Genomic DNA, 12965 nt, shown 5'->3' with positions numbered 1-12965 from the left:
ACGACCCCCCGCCGCTGTTCCGCTGAGGCGCTCCGGTGACGGTGCCGGCCTTCGCGGCCCGCGCCCGCGCCCTGGTCTCGCGCTCGGCCCTGCTGGAGAACCTCGCGGCCCTGTCCGGCCGGGCAGGTGTGCCGCTCCTGCTGCCCGTGAAGGCCGACGCCTACGGCCACGGGCTGGAGATCGTCGCCCGGCACGCCGCGACCTCGCCGCACGTGTGGGGCTTCGCGGTCGCCGTGCCGCGCGAGGCGCAGGCGCTGGCGGCCCTCGACCTCGGCAAGCCCGTCGTGCTGCTCACGCCCCCCACGCCGCAGGAAGTGCCGGCCCTGGCGGACCTGGGCGTGCGGCTGCCCGTCGCCACGCTGGCCGAGGCCGACGCCCTGCCGGGCCATGCCCGCGCGCATCTGAAGGTGGACACCGGTATGAACCGCCTGGGTGCCCGCCCCGAGGACGCCGTGGCCGTCGGCCAGCGCCTGGCCGAGCGCGGCGTGCTGGAGGGCGCGTACACCCACTTCGCCACCAGCGATGAACCGGACCTGAGTTTCGCGCACGAGCAGTTCCGGCGCTTCCAGACGGTCCTCTCCGGCCTCCCCCCGCTGCTCGCTCACGCCTCGAACGGCGGCGGCATCCTCAGCCTGGGCGCGCTGCCCGGCATGGCACTGGCCCGGCCCGGCCTCGCGTCGTACGGCTTCGCGCCGCCGCACCTGCGCGGCGTGCTGCCGCTGCGCCCCGTCCTGAGCCTCCAGGCCCAGGTGACCTTCCTGCACGACGCCCACGCCGGCGAGACGGTCAGCTACGGCGGGCTGTACACCGCGCCGCGCGACCTGCGCCTCGCCACGGTCGGGATGGGCTACGCCGACGGCTACCCGCGGAACGCCACGCTGCGCGCCCACGTCACCGTGAGGGGCGAACGCCGGCCGGTGCTGGGCCGTATCTGCATGGACCAGTTCATGGTGGACGTGAGCGGCCTAGACGTCCAGACCGGCGAGTGGATCGACCTGTGGGGCGAGCAGGGCATCACCGTCACCGACGTGGCCGGCTGGGGCGACACCATCGAGTACGAGGTGCTGACCGGGCTGGGCGCCCGGGTCGAGCGCATCGCGGTGCCGTGAGTCGACCGGTCGGGGCCGGACCGGCTGTCAGTTGGGGCCGTTCGGTCCGCTGCCCTGGTTCTTGGATTCCGCGCGGCGGCGCAGTTCGCTGGCGAGGTCCGTGAAGTCCTGCGCGCTGGGCAGCACCCGCCGGGACTGCTGCTTGGCTTCCTGCACGATCTGCACGCGCTGCTCGCGCGAATCCGGCAGGCCCTGGCGGCGGCGCTCGAAGTAGTTCTGCGCGACCCGGCCCAGGGCGAAGGTCCAGCCGTACACGGCCGGCGCGGTGATCAGGCCGCCGATGACCGGCAGCGCCAGCTTGGCCAGGCCGCGCATCACCTGCCGGGCCGCGACGCCGTATGCGACCGTCACCCCCAGTTCCCGCGCGATCTCCAGGGACCGCTCCGGCGTGATGTCGAAGCCGTAGATCTTGCCGATGTGCAGCACCATCTTGGCCTGCACGGGCGTGATCAGCAGGATGTCCGCGAAGGGAATGGGTTCCACCGCGATCGCGCCGGCCAGCAGCGCGGCGCTCTTGATCACCTCGTCGACGTTCTCGTCCTGCGACCGCGCGGGATCGACATCGAGGTTGAAATTGTCGAGCACCTGTTTGACCAGTGGCGGCAGCATGTGTGGAGTGTACCCCCGCCCCGTGCGCCCGCATGAACCGCAGGTAATCGCGGTTTCACCTTGCCGCGCCGGACAGCGCCACATGCCGCCACAGCACAAAAAGTAGGACACGCCCAAGGGGGGGGTGGCGTGTCCTGAGGAGGGAAGGATGAGGGTGTTGCCACCGCTCGAACCACACTGTACAGGCTTTGCATTGCCGCTTCCTGACAAGATGGCTAGAGTCCCTTCATGGAGCGGGGACGTGGCCCTGGGCGGGCAAAATCAAGGACTCAGCGCCGCCAGCGGGGGCCGTCCTTGGTGTCTTCGACGGTCACACCCACGTCGGCCAGGGTCCTGCGCAGCTCGTCCGCCTCGGAATACTGCTTGCTCAGGCGGTAGTGCTGCCGGGCGCGCAGCACCACGTCCATCAGGGCGTCCACGACCGGCGCGTCGTCCTGGCCGCGCGCGGCGCCGTGGCCGTCCGCGAACAGGCCCAGCACGTCCCCACCCAGCGTGCGGTACGCGGCCTGTACGCGCTCCAGTGTGTCCCGGCCGGGCGTGCCGGCGCCCAGCGCCGCATTCACGTCGGTCGTCAGGCCGAACAGGGCGGCCACGGCCTTGGGCGTGTTGAAGTCGTCGCGCATGGCGTCCTCGAAGGCCTGCACGTGCGCGGCGACCTTCGCGTCCAGCGCCGCGTCCGCGCCGGCCGGGGCGTCCTTCACGCGGCGCTCGACCTCGCCCAGCGCCTCGGCCAGGCGGCGGTAGCCGTTGCGGGCGCCCTCGAAGGCCTCCTCGCTGAACTCGGTCACCGAGCGGTAGTGGCTGCCCACCAGCAGGAAGCGCACCACCATCGGGTCGTGCTGCGCAAGCACGTCCTGGATGGTCGTGAAATTGCCCTTGCTCTTGCTCATCTTCTCGCCGCCAATGGTCAGCATGTTGTTGTGCATCCAGTAACGCGCGAAGGGATGTCCGGCCGCCTCGGCCTGCGCAATCTCGGCTTCGTGGTGCGGGAACTGGAGGTCCAGGCCGCCGCCGTGGATGTCAAACCCCTCGCCCAGGTACTTCAGGCTCATGGCCGAGCACTCGATGTGCCACCCGGGAAAGCCGACGCCCCACGGCGAGTCCCAGCGCATGATGTGCTCCGGCTCGGCGCGCTTCCACAGCGCGAAATCGCGCGGATCGCGCTTGTCCTCGCGCACGGCCTCGCGGGTGCCCTCTTCCTGGTCGTCCAGCCGGCGGCCCGAGAGCTTGCCGTACTCCGGCCAGCTTCTGACGTCGAAGTACACGCTGCCGGCCGATTCGTACGCGTGGCCGCGCTCGATCAGCTCCTGGATCAGCGCGATCTGCTCGCCGATGTGCCCGGTCGCGCGCGGGTTGATGCTGGGTTTCAGGACATTCAGGGCGTCCATGTCCTTCACGAACGACCAGAAATACTTGTCCGCGACCTCCATGGGTTCGAGCTGTTCCAGCGCGGCGCGGCGGGCGATCTTGTCCTCGCCGTCGTCGCTGTCGTTCTGGAGGTGGCCTACGTCGGTGATGTTGGCCACGTAGCGCACCGCGTACCCGAAGTGCATCAGCGCCCGGCGGATCACGTCAAAGGCCACCTCCTTCTTCGCGTGCCCCAGGTGCGCGTCGCTGTACACGGTCGGTCCGCACAGGTACATGCCCACCCGGCCCGGCGTGGTGGGTGTGAAGCGGACCTTCTTGCGCTGCATGGTGTCGTACAGGACGATGTCGGGGTCGGGCGCGCGGCGGCCCGCGCTGGGGGACGGGGCAGGGGTGGGCTGGGGCGGTCGGGTCATCGGGGCTCCTTGGCGGCTGGGGCAACAGAAAAACCGCGCCACGAGGTCGGGGCGCGGCCGGGCAGGCGGAAGCTGCTTACCGCAGGGGAGAGCAACACTGGAGGAGGGAGCGCTGCGCCGTCATGCCCTCAATGTAGCAGAGCGGCTCCCGCGCGCCACGCGCTGCCCATCCGGGTGTCCGGCGCGCCCAGCGACGCCACCAGGGCCGCCGTGAAGGTCCGGATCACCGGCAGGTGCGCCCGGTGGGGCAGGGCAGCGACCGCCAGCGGCCGGGTCAGCGACTGCGGCAGCGGCAGGGCCACCAGACCGTCCGGCAGCGGCAGCAGCGCCAGGCGCGGCATCACCGTCACGCCCAGGCCGTGGCGCACCATGCCCAGGATCACGCTGTCCTGATCGATCTCCGTCACGGCCGCCGGACTGATGCCCAGGGGCCGCAGGTACGACTGCACGCGCACGTGGCACGAGTTCAGGCCGGGCGGCAGCAGCAGCGCCGAGCCCGCCACCTCCTCGAAGGTGACCGGCTGGGTGCCGCGCGACTCCGGCGCCACGAACAGGTATTCGTCGTCCAGCAGCGGGGTCAGGCGCAGGCCCGGCATCTCCTCGCCCACCACCAGCGCGAGGTCGGCCTGTCCGTCCCTCACCTGGGCCTCGCCGCCGCCGTCGGCCTCGCCGTCCAGCAGCCGCACCGTCACGTCCGGGTGTTCGCGCCGGAACGCCGCCAGCACCGGCGGCAGCAGGTGGGTGGCGGTCGAGCGGAACGACGCCACCCGCAGCACCCCCGACAGCGCCTGGTCGTCCTGTGCGGCCAGCAGCACGTCGCCGGCCGCCTGCACCGCCGTGCGGGCATGCGCCAGCACCCGCGCGCCCGCCGGCGTGACCACGGTGCCGGCTGGAGAGCGCCGCAGCAGCGGCCGGCCCACCACGTCCTCGAGTTTGCCCACCGCCTCGCTCAGCGACGACTGAGACACGCCCAGCTCCGCCGCCGCCTCGCTGAACCCGCCGGCGTCCGCCACCGCGAGCAGCGCCCGCAACTGCGACAGGGTCGGGTGGGGAGTGGACTTGCCGGTGGCCATACTCCACTGTATGCCTCCGGCGGTCACTTCCCCATCGGGAAAGCCGATTCCTGCCTTCCCACGTACCCGCCGCACCCGATGTCCTGAACCGACCTTGCCGGCGCACACTCAGGGCAGGAGGTTCACCATGACCCTGTTCGTCCCCACCCCCCGGCCGCACCTGCCGCAGAACCTCGCCCCGAACGCCGTGACCGGACCCACCTTCGTCCTCGAAGCGGTCCTGGACGGCCCGGCGGACCAGCCCGTGCGCGTGCCCGGCTGGACGATCCGCGCGTGGCCGGTCGCCCGGCTCGGCGACGTCACCCTGGAAGCGCATCCCCACGACGCGCGCTGCACGGCTGCGGACCTGGCCGCCGCCCTGCGGGACGTGCGCGTTACGCCGCTCGGTCCCATCCGCGCCCGTCGCTCCTGAGCGCCAGCGCAGCAAAACGGGCACCGCTCCGAAGGGAGGGTGCCCGGCTCTCGTGTTGTTCAGCTCAGTAAAAGGACCTGCTTCAAACGCCTGCTCAGTGACCGTAGACCTGCAACACCTGATGCACGAAGATCCGCACCAGCCTCGGGTCGAAATCCGTGCCCGAGTGATCCATCAGGTACGCCACGGCCTCGTCCGGAGACCACGCCGCACGGTACGGCCGGTCCGTCACCAGGGCGTCGTACACGTCCGTGACCTTCAGGATTCTTGCCAGGACCGGGATCGACTCGCCGATCAGTCCGGCCGGGTAGCCCAGGCCGTCCCAGCGCTCATGGTGGTGCTGCACTGCGTTCAGGATCTCCGCGTCCACATCCGGGGCCATGGAGGCCAGCCGGCGGCCCAGCGTCGGGTGCTGCCGCATGATGTCCTGCTCCTGCGCGGACAGCGTGGCGGGCTTGTTGGTGATGCGCGGGTCGATGGCCGATTTGCCGATGTCGTGCAGCATGCCTGCCCAGATCACCTGGCGGATACCCAGGGTCGTGCGGACTTCTCCAGCCTCCAGGGCCAGGCGCAGCGCCAGCATCGTGACCTGCCGCTCATGTCCCTCTGCGGGTCGGCCGAGCAGCGTCCTGATCCAGCTGCACGCCTCCTCGAAGGTGTCCTGCACCACTGCGTCCGGCGCCTGCGACAGCCGAGTGAACGTCTCCGGGAGACGGTCGTCGAATGGTCTGAGCGCGCCGTCGTACATGCTTATTCCAGTCCGTAGCAGGCTAGGCGGCCGACCTGAAGCGTCAGGGCGTCCATGCGGTTGGAGAGCACGCCGCTGGTGGCGGGGCGAACATTCGAGGCGTGCACGTCGGTGATCGAACGGGCAAGGGGCGCGGCGGGCTTGGCGTCGGTGCCGTTCTGGCGGGCGCGGGCCGGGTAGGTCGAGTACGCTATGCTCATGGTCGTCCCTCCGTCCTTACTTGGCTTTGCTGAGCGAGGTCGAGGTCGAAGCGCTCTTCTCGAGGCCGTAGCCGCCCACTGGGACAGCGCTCGCGGCGGTCACGAGGAGTGCGAAGGTGAGGCCGAGGGCCGCCCGCAGGGACTTGGTCATGGATGTATCTTAGGTGAGGGGTTGTGAAAGAGCGATTTATGCCTTCTGGACACGTGCAATCTGCATTTGAAGGCGGCGATTACGGAGCTGTATTAACAGCTCTTCACGGTCGTCCCGGCCTGAGCGCAGACGAGCTGGCGATCCTGGGCATCTCACTCCTGAGAACCGCGAATTTCGCGTCCTGCGAGGAACCCCTCGAACTGGCGATGGCGCTGGGTAACGAGGAAGCGGCTGTGGAGTTCGGCAATTTCCTGCGGGCCACCGGCCAGAACCGTCGGGCCGCCGAGCACTTCCGCGACCTGCTGCCCACCCTCGGCGGCGAGCTGCGCTACCGCGCGCTGCGCTGGTACGGCGTGACCCTGGAACAGATGGGCGAGGACGGCGCGGTGCGTGCGATGGAGGAAGCCAGGCGCGGGTATCTCGCCCTGGGCGACCGGCGCATGGCCGCGCGCATCACGCATACGCTGGCCGCCAGTCACTCGGTGCATGGCGACTACGCCACGGCCATGAAACTGCTCGACTCGGCGATTCCCACGCTGGCCCAGGAGCACAACCAGCGGCCGCTCCTTGCGGCGATATGCACTCTGGTCGATGTGCAGATTGAGTGTGGTCAGTTTGACGCCGCGTTTGAGTCATTGGAACGGGCTCAAGCTATCGCAGAGGGCTTACAGGACGCTTACATGGGCCTGCATCTCGACGCACGCCGGGCGAACATCATGCTGATGACCGGCGATTACGGCGGGTACCAGGACCTGCTCGCGGGCCTGGCAGACCGCAGTGCGGCAATAGGCGAGTCACAGGTGACCGAGCATGCCCTCAACCACCTGGCCAACCATCAGAGCCGGATCGGCGAGCATGCCCTGGCCGTGCGCACCATGGGACGCCTGCGCACGGTCGCGCCCAACCTGTCGCTGCACAGCCGCGTCGTCCTGGGCATGATGACCCTGCGCCGGGGCGATGCGGCGAGCGCCCACCGGATGCTTCTGGAGGCCAGGGAAGAAGCCCAGCGACGCGGCGCCATGACCGACGCCACCCGCGCGCTCCTGCTGGCCGCGTACAGCGCCTACATGATGAACGACCTCGGCCGCTGCTCCGATCTGCTCTCGGAGGCCCTGCTGGAACTGGCCGGTCAGCCCAGGGCGCAGACCCAGGCCACGATCGCGCCGGAACTGCGCGAACTCGAGGAGATGCTGGCCTTCGCGCGCCTGAGCCCGAACCTCGCGCCGCTGCTGGAAGCCGCCCTGGAGGACGCTTCACACCTGAGTGGCAACATGCGCGACGACCTGTTCACCAGCGGCATGCGCCTGGAGGTCATGACGCTGGGGCAGGAACTCGTGCTGCGCGACGGCGTGCCGTGCACCCTGCGGGTGCGGGGCAGCGTGGCCGTGCTGACGTACCTGGCCATGCACCCGCGCAGCACCCGGCAGACGGTGATCACGGACCTGTGGCCCGAGCGCGACCCGAAAAAGGCCGCATCGTACTTCCGGCAATGCATCTCGGATATCCGCGAGGCGATCGGCTCGGACGTGATCCTGGTCGAGGGCGCGCACCAGGCGCCGGACTACCGCCTGAGCAGCAAGGCGACCGTGATCCTCGACAGCCAGCGCGTGCTGCAACTCGTGGCGAACGGGCAGGTCCCCGCAGCGGTGGCCGCGTACAAGGGCGAGTTCCTGCCGAACCTCGAGGGCAGCGAGTGGGCGGACGAGCAGCGCATTCACATCCGCGAGGCGCTGCTGGGCTCGCTGCACGGCGAACTGCGCGCGGCGCGCCTAGCCCGCGAGTACCGGCGCGTGGTGCTGCTCGCCACCGCGATCCTGGACATCGATCCGTCCGATACGGAGACCGAGGAACTGCGCCTGGACATGGCGCGCGAGGTCTCCGGCGCGGCCGAGGTGGCGCGCTTCGAGGCCGAACGGCACCGCCGGATGAACTGAGGCGGGGTGGTCTGACGGTGCATGCACCGGCCACAGGGCTGACGCCGCTCGACAGTCAGCTCGTCAGACGCGGCCTGTACCGGCCGCCTCAGAAATCGCCGAGGTCCGTGCCGAGCGCGACGGTCTGCGCCACGCCCACGTCGTCCAGGCGGACGATGAAGCCGGCGCCGTCGCGGTACGCCATGCCGCTGTCCACGGCGACGCACAGGCCGTCCGCGTAGGTGATGGGCAGCGGCTCGTCCATGTCGGTGTCGAGCCCGAGTTCGTCGTTCAGGACGTACACCGGCGTGTGGCCGTGCACCACGCGGGCGCCGCCGTACGTGCCCAGCAGGCCCGTGGCGACGGCCTGCGCGTCGGTATCCGTGAAGGCGAAGCGGTCGGCGAAGTGGTTGAGGAAGGTGCTCCACAGCTTGGGGTCGGGGCTGCGCAGCAGGGCGTGCACGGAGCGGTTCACGGCCTCCACGCTGCGGCCCAGGCGGCGGTAGAACGGACTGTCGGCGTGCATCAGCAGCCACTCCCCGGCGTGGGCGAGGGCCGGGCGGGCGCGCAGCCAGTCGAGGTCTGTGACCTGCACCTGCGCGGCGTCGCTGTTCTGGCCGCCGTTGCTGCGCCAGTAGTCGAGGAAACCCAGCGTGTCGCCAGGGTCCTGCGCGCGGAAGGACTGCGCGGCCAGGAACATCACCTCGTGGTTGCCGATCAGCGCCGTGACCCGGCCGCCGGTGGCCGGCGCTTGACCTTCCAGGCGGCGCACCAGCCGGACGACGTCCATGCCGCGCGGCCCACGGTCCAGGTAATCGCCGAGGAAGACCAGGTGACTGGGGCCGCCGTGCCACGCGTCGTCATGGTCGATCAGGCCGGCGCCGAGCAGCAGGGAGCGCAGCGAGTCGTAGGCGCCGTGGACATCACCGACCACCCACAGGGGCGTCACGGGCGCCCGTCCGGGGCGTCGTCCTCGTCGGGGTCCTGCGGCCCGTCCGAGGCGGACTCGCTGCTGGCGGGCGGCAGGGTACGCAGGCGGGTCATGCGCTCCGACAGGTCGTCCTGCAGGCGGCGCACGTTGCCCTCCAGGTGCGAGCGGGCGCCGTCGAGCTCGTGGCGCAGGCGCATGATCTCCTCGACGCCGGCGAGGTTCACGCCGAGTTCCTGGGTCAGGCGGCGGATCTCGCGCAGGTGCTCGATGTCGCGCTCCGAGTACAGCCGGGTCTTGCCGCTGGACCGGCCTGGCCGGATGAGCTGCTTGCGCTCGTACAGCCGCAGGGTCTGGGGGTGCATGTCCACCAGTTCCGCCGCGATGGAGATCACGTACACCGGCCGGTCCTTGGGATCGGTGCGGGCGCCGCCCTCGGGCAGGGCCTGGGCCTGGCCGCGCAGCTCGCCCTCCAGGCGCTCGATCTCGGCCTCGAACTCGCCCTGGAGGTCGTCGAGTTCGTGCTGGAGGCGCATGACCTCCTCGACGCCGGCGAGGTTCACACCGAGTTCCTGGGTCAGGCGCCGGATCTCACGCAGGTGATCGATGTCGCGTTCCGAGTACAGCCGGGTCTTGCCGCTGGACCGGCCCGGCCGGATCAGGCCCTTGCGCTCGTACAGCCGCAGGGTCTGGGGGTGCATGTCCACCAGTTCCGCCGCCACTGAGATGACGTACACAGGGCGATGTTTGGAGTCCGAGGCCATAACCGGACCTGAGTATACGGGAAGCAGGATTGATGAAATCCGTGTGACGACGGAATCCCGCCGCACCACACGCGTCGTCCGGGCGGGCGGGCCGGGCGTGCAGGCGGGCGCATTATCATCCCGGCATGACGACCGACCTGGCTTCCCACCTCGACCGCGACGCGGCCCGCGCGGAACTGTTCGACCTGCTGCGTATTCCCTCGGTGAGTGCCGATCCTGCCTACGCGGCCGACGTGGTGCGCGCCGCGGAGTGGCTGCGAACCAAGCTGGGCACGCTGGGCTTCGCCGCCCGCGTGGACGCCACAGCCAAGCACCCGGTCGTGTACGCCGAGCGGCTGGACGCACCGGGCAAGCCCACCGTGCTGATCTACGGTCACTATGACGTGCAGCCCGAGGCCCCGCTGGAGGAGTGGGTGTCGCCGCCCTTCGAGCCGACCGTCCGCGACGGCCGCATCTATGCGCGCGGCAGCACCGACGACAAGGGCCAGGCCTACGCGCACGTGCGCGGCGTGGAACTGCTGCTCGCGCAGGGCGACCTGCCGGTGAACGTGAAGTTCCTGCTTGAAGGCGAGGAGGAGATCGGCAGCCCCAGCATCATTCCGTACCTGCAGGAACACGCCGACGAGCTCAGGGCCGACGTGATCCTGATCAGCGACGGCAGCCGCTTCGCCGCGGACGTGCCCACCATCACCTACGGCATCCGCGGCCTGAGCTACGTGGAGATCCACGTGCAGGGCGCCAACCGGGACCTGCACAGCGGCTCGTACGGCGGGGCGGCCCCCAACCCCATCAACGCACTGTGCGAGATCATCGCGCGGCTCAAAGATGAGCACGGCCGCGTGACCATCCCCGGTTTCTACGACGGCATCGAGCCCCTCACCGAGCAGGAACGGGCCATGTGGGCCTCGCTGCCGCACGACGACGCCGCCTTCGCCGCGAGCATCGGCGTGCCGGCCCTGCCCGGCGAGGAGGGCTACTCGGTGCTGGAGCGCATCTGGGGCCGCCCCACGCTGGACGTCAACGGCATCTGGGGCGGCTACCAGGGCGAGGGCAGCAAGACCGTGATCGCCGCCAAGGCGGGCGCAAAGGTGTCCATGCGCCTGGTACCCGGCCAGGACCCCGAGCGCATCACCCGGCTGATCACGGAGTACGTGCCGCAGATCGCGCCGGCCGGCGTGCGCGCCGAGGTCGTGCCGCACCACGGCGGGCAGCCCATGAAGTTCCGCACCGACAGCCCGTATATCACTGCGGCGAACGCGGCCCTCCGGCGCGTGTATGGCCGTGACGCCGTGTTCGCGCGCACCGGCGGCAGCATTCCGATCGTGGCGGCCTTCGCGGACATCCTGAAGACCGAGGTGCTGTTCGTGGACATGGGCCTGAACGAGGACGCGCCGCACAGCCCCAACGAGAGTTTCGCCGTTCAGGACTTCGAGAACGGCATCCTGACCAGCGCGTACCTGCTGCAGGAACTCGGGCAGGCATGAGGCTGGCCGCGTGAAGCTGGGCTTTCTCGCGTCGCACGGGGGCAGCGCCGCGCGGCACCTGACGGCCGCGTGCCGTGGTGGCCGCCTGGACGCCGAACCGGTCGTGCTGGTCAGCAACAACAGCCGCTCGCCCGCGCTGCTGTGGGCCCGTGAGGCGGGCCTCGCCACGGCCCACCTGAGCGGCGCGACCCACCCCGACCCGGACGACCTCGACCGTGCGCTCTTGGACACGCTGACGCAGGCCGGCGCGGACACGCTGGTGCTCAGCGGCTACATGCGCGAACTCGGGCCGCGCGTGCTGACGCACTACGCGGGCCGCGTGGTGAACATCCACCCCAGCCTGCTGCCCCGACACGGCGGGCGCGGCATGTACGGCGACCGCGTGCACGAGGCCGTGCTGGACAGCGGCGACACGGAATCCGGCGCGACCGTGCACCTCGTCACGCAGGGCATCGACGAGGGGCCGGTGCTGGCGCAGGCCCGCGTGCCCGTGCAGCCCGGCGACACGCTGGAGAGTCTCAAGGCCCGCGTGCAGGCGGTCGAGGGCGACCTGATGCTGCGCGCCGTGCGGGACCTGGGGCGGGTGCCGGGCGCGTGAAACGCAAGGTCTTCGATCTGCGCCCGTGGGCGCGCGTGGCGCGGCACACCCAGACCGTGCTGACGCTGCCGGGGTACGTGATCGTGGACTTCGTGGCGCACGACGTGATCCGCCCGCTGGACGTGATGTTCGGGGAGCGGACCCTGCGCGTGCTGGACAGCGGCTACCGCTGGGTCCGCGTGCACCCGACCGGCCGCGGGCCGGGCGCGCTGGGTAGCGCCCTGAGTGCCATGCTGGACGGCGACGGCGTGCCCGTGCAGGTGTATGTCGACATCCACTGGGGCGAGGGTGTTGGAGAGGGCGGCCTGCCCTGGACCGACGACGCGTACCTGGACGTGATCGGGAACTGGCGCGTGGAGGACACGCACGCGGGCCGCGTGATCGAGACGCACATCATCGACGCCGAGGATCTGGACGCGGCGGTGGGGGCAGGTGCCGTCACGCCGGAGCAGGCGCAGGCCGTGTGGGCGCACGCGCGGGACGTGCAGGCCGAACTGCTGGGCGACACCTACGCGCCGCTGGCCGTGCTGCGGCGGTATCTGAGCGATCCGTACACCTGAGTCTCAGGGGCGCCGGGCTTCGAGACGGCAGGTGCCTCCGGGTCCACAGCGCACCCTGCCCTGACCTCCGTATACTTGAACTCAGTTCAAAATCCGGAGGTTCCCGTATGTCCGACCCCCTGCCCCAGGCTTCCGCCCTGCCCGCGCCCGCCGTTCTTGCCATTCAGCACGCGCTGCACGCCATTCCCATGAACGCCACGGTGGGCGTGCGGATCACCTACGTCGGTGTGGGCTGGGCGACCGGCGCGTGCCCGGACAGTGCGCCGTACCGCAACCATCTGGGCACCATCCACGCCGCGGCACAGTTCCTGCTGGCCGAGGCGGTGAGCGGCGCGGCCTTCGCCGGGGCCTTCGCGGCGCAGCTCGGGCACGCGGTGCCGCTGATCGAGCGGCTCGACACGCACTACATCGGCCGGGCCGTGGGCGACCTGAGCGCCCGCGCGCAGATCGATCCGGCGACGATCGCCGGCGCGCACGCCGCCTACGCGGCCGAGGGCAAGGCCCGCCTGACCGTACACGTGACCGTGCAGGACGGGGAAAACAAGGACGTGATGCGCGCGGCCGCGCACTGGTACCTGCGGTCGATGGCGTCCCTGCGCGGGAATTAAGGCGAAACCGCCGGCGATGCCGTAGTG

15 protein-coding genes are annotated in these 12965 nt (G+C 70.5%); 7 read left to right on the top strand and 8 right to left on the bottom strand.

What is annotated here, in order from left to right; genetic code table 11:
• Positions 1–35: 35 nt before the first annotated feature.
• The gene (gene alr, locus HNQ07_RS16620; RefSeq protein ID WP_229832133.1) at positions 36–1109 is read left to right on the top strand and encodes an alanine racemase; all 1074 of its coding nucleotides are present in this window, start codon (positions 36–38) and stop codon (positions 1107–1109) included.
• Between the two features lie 27 nt (positions 1110–1136).
• Here alr and HNQ07_RS16615 read toward each other — a convergent pair whose 3' ends face one another.
• From HNQ07_RS16615 to HNQ07_RS16605, 3 genes are all read right to left on the bottom strand, one after another.
• The gene (locus HNQ07_RS16615; RefSeq protein WP_184113815.1) at positions 1137–1718 is read right to left on the bottom strand and encodes a YcjF family protein; all 582 of its coding nucleotides are present in this window, start codon (positions 1716–1718) and stop codon (positions 1137–1139) included.
• 269 nt (positions 1719–1987) lie between these two features.
• Positions 1988–3499, bottom strand: a complete 1512-nt coding sequence (gene cysS, locus HNQ07_RS16610; RefSeq protein ID WP_184113813.1) for a cysteine--tRNA ligase — start codon at positions 3497–3499, stop codon at positions 1988–1990.
• Positions 3500–3627: 128 nt separating this feature from the next.
• Positions 3628–4572 carry a LysR family transcriptional regulator gene (locus tag HNQ07_RS16605; protein WP_184113811.1) on the bottom strand — a complete coding sequence of 315 codons (945 nt, stop codon included), beginning with the start codon at positions 4570–4572 and terminating at the stop codon, positions 3628–3630.
• Positions 4573–4699: 127 nt separating this feature from the next.
• Here HNQ07_RS16605 and HNQ07_RS16600 point away from each other — a divergent pair, with 127 nt between their 5' ends.
• Positions 4700–4984 carry a hypothetical protein gene (locus tag HNQ07_RS16600; protein ID WP_184113809.1) on the top strand — a complete coding sequence of 95 codons (285 nt, stop codon included), beginning with the start codon at positions 4700–4702 and terminating at the stop codon, positions 4982–4984.
• A gap of 94 nt (positions 4985–5078) precedes the next feature.
• Here HNQ07_RS16600 and HNQ07_RS16595 read toward each other — a convergent pair whose 3' ends face one another.
• The 3 genes from HNQ07_RS16595 to HNQ07_RS24140 are packed head-to-tail and all read right to left on the bottom strand — an operon-like array spanning position 5079 to position 6083.
• The gene (locus tag HNQ07_RS16595) at positions 5079–5732 is read right to left on the bottom strand and encodes an HD-GYP domain-containing protein (RefSeq protein ID WP_184113807.1); all 654 of its coding nucleotides are present in this window, start codon (positions 5730–5732) and stop codon (positions 5079–5081) included.
• A 2-nt stretch (positions 5733–5734) separates the two neighbouring features.
• Positions 5735–5932, bottom strand: a complete 198-nt coding sequence (locus tag HNQ07_RS16590) for a hypothetical protein (RefSeq protein ID WP_184113805.1) — start codon at positions 5930–5932, stop codon at positions 5735–5737.
• Positions 5933–5948: 16 nt separating this feature from the next.
• Positions 5949–6083, bottom strand: a complete 135-nt coding sequence (locus tag HNQ07_RS24140; protein ID WP_260322980.1) for a hypothetical protein — start codon at positions 6081–6083, stop codon at positions 5949–5951.
• Positions 6084–6136: 53 nt separating this feature from the next.
• On the opposite strand from HNQ07_RS24140, the gene HNQ07_RS16585 reads away from it, so the two are divergent.
• Positions 6137–8017 carry an AfsR/SARP family transcriptional regulator gene (locus tag HNQ07_RS16585; RefSeq protein ID WP_184113803.1) on the top strand — a complete coding sequence of 627 codons (1881 nt, stop codon included), beginning with the start codon at positions 6137–6139 and terminating at the stop codon, positions 8015–8017.
• An 88-nt stretch (positions 8018–8105) separates the two neighbouring features.
• Here HNQ07_RS16585 and HNQ07_RS16580 read toward each other — a convergent pair whose 3' ends face one another.
• Together HNQ07_RS16580 and hspR are read right to left on the bottom strand one after the other, a co-directional pair.
• Entirely contained in the window at positions 8106–8945 is an 840-nt protein-coding gene (locus tag HNQ07_RS16580; RefSeq protein WP_184113800.1) for a metallophosphoesterase, read from the bottom strand.
• Positions 8942–9688: a heat shock protein transcriptional repressor HspR, fused homodimer type gene (gene hspR / locus HNQ07_RS16575; RefSeq protein WP_184113798.1), complete on the bottom strand. Its 747-nt coding sequence runs from the start codon at positions 9686–9688 to the stop codon at positions 8942–8944. The genes HNQ07_RS16580 and hspR overlap by 4 nt, the downstream gene beginning before the upstream one ends.
• Positions 9689–9813: 125 nt before the next feature.
• On the opposite strand from hspR, the gene HNQ07_RS16570 reads away from it, so the two are divergent.
• From HNQ07_RS16570 to HNQ07_RS16555, 4 genes are all read left to right on the top strand, one after another.
• The gene (locus HNQ07_RS16570) at positions 9814–11172 is read left to right on the top strand and encodes a dipeptidase (RefSeq protein WP_184113796.1); all 1359 of its coding nucleotides are present in this window, start codon (positions 9814–9816) and stop codon (positions 11170–11172) included.
• Positions 11173–11182: 10 nt separating this feature from the next.
• The gene (gene purN / locus HNQ07_RS16565) at positions 11183–11770 is read left to right on the top strand and encodes a phosphoribosylglycinamide formyltransferase (protein WP_184113794.1); all 588 of its coding nucleotides are present in this window, start codon (positions 11183–11185) and stop codon (positions 11768–11770) included.
• Positions 11767–12330 carry a DUF402 domain-containing protein gene (locus tag HNQ07_RS16560; RefSeq protein ID WP_184113792.1) on the top strand — a complete coding sequence of 188 codons (564 nt, stop codon included), beginning with the start codon at positions 11767–11769 and terminating at the stop codon, positions 12328–12330. Before purN ends, HNQ07_RS16560 begins: the two co-directional genes overlap by 4 nt.
• A 107-nt stretch (positions 12331–12437) precedes the next feature.
• A complete protein-coding gene (locus HNQ07_RS16555) occupies positions 12438–12938 on the top strand; it encodes a DUF4442 domain-containing protein (RefSeq protein ID WP_229832135.1) in 501 nt (166 codons plus the stop codon).
• Positions 12939–12965 lie beyond the last annotated feature (27 nt).

Origin of the sequence: Deinococcus metalli (assembly GCF_014201805.1) — a bacterium.
Lineage (GTDB): Bacteria > Deinococcota > Deinococci > Deinococcales > Deinococcaceae > Deinococcus > Deinococcus metalli.
The sequence above is the reverse complement of the archived record's forward strand: the minus strand, read 5'-3'. Positions and strand labels throughout refer to the sequence as shown.

Bases quoted from the DNA above. Each gene is read 5' to 3' on its own strand.
- cysS (WP_184113813.1), bottom strand. From the start codon at position 3,499: ATGACCCGACCGCCCCAGCCCACCCCTGCCCCGTCCCCCAGCGCGGGC.
- HNQ07_RS16570 (WP_184113796.1), top strand. From the start codon at position 9,814: ATGACGACCGACCTGGCTTCCCACCTCGACCGCGACGCGGCCCGCGCG.
- HNQ07_RS16555 (WP_229832135.1), top strand. From the start codon at position 12,438: ATGTCCGACCCCCTGCCCCAGGCTTCCGCCCTGCCCGCGCCCGCCGTT.
- HNQ07_RS16615 (WP_184113815.1), bottom strand. From the start codon at position 1,718: ATGCTGCCGCCACTGGTCAAACAGGTGCTCGACAATTTCAACCTCGAT.
- hspR (WP_184113798.1), bottom strand. From the start codon at position 9,688: ATGGCCTCGGACTCCAAACATCGCCCTGTGTACGTCATCTCAGTGGCG.
- HNQ07_RS24140 (WP_260322980.1), bottom strand. From the start codon at position 6,083: ATGACCAAGTCCCTGCGGGCGGCCCTCGGCCTCACCTTCGCACTCCTC.
- HNQ07_RS16605 (WP_184113811.1), bottom strand. From the start codon at position 4,572: ATGGCCACCGGCAAGTCCACTCCCCACCCGACCCTGTCGCAGTTGCGG.
- HNQ07_RS16600 (WP_184113809.1), top strand. From the start codon at position 4,700: ATGACCCTGTTCGTCCCCACCCCCCGGCCGCACCTGCCGCAGAACCTC.
- HNQ07_RS16595 (WP_184113807.1), bottom strand. From the start codon at position 5,732: ATGTACGACGGCGCGCTCAGACCATTCGACGACCGTCTCCCGGAGACG.
- HNQ07_RS16590 (WP_184113805.1), bottom strand. From the start codon at position 5,932: ATGAGCATAGCGTACTCGACCTACCCGGCCCGCGCCCGCCAGAACGGC.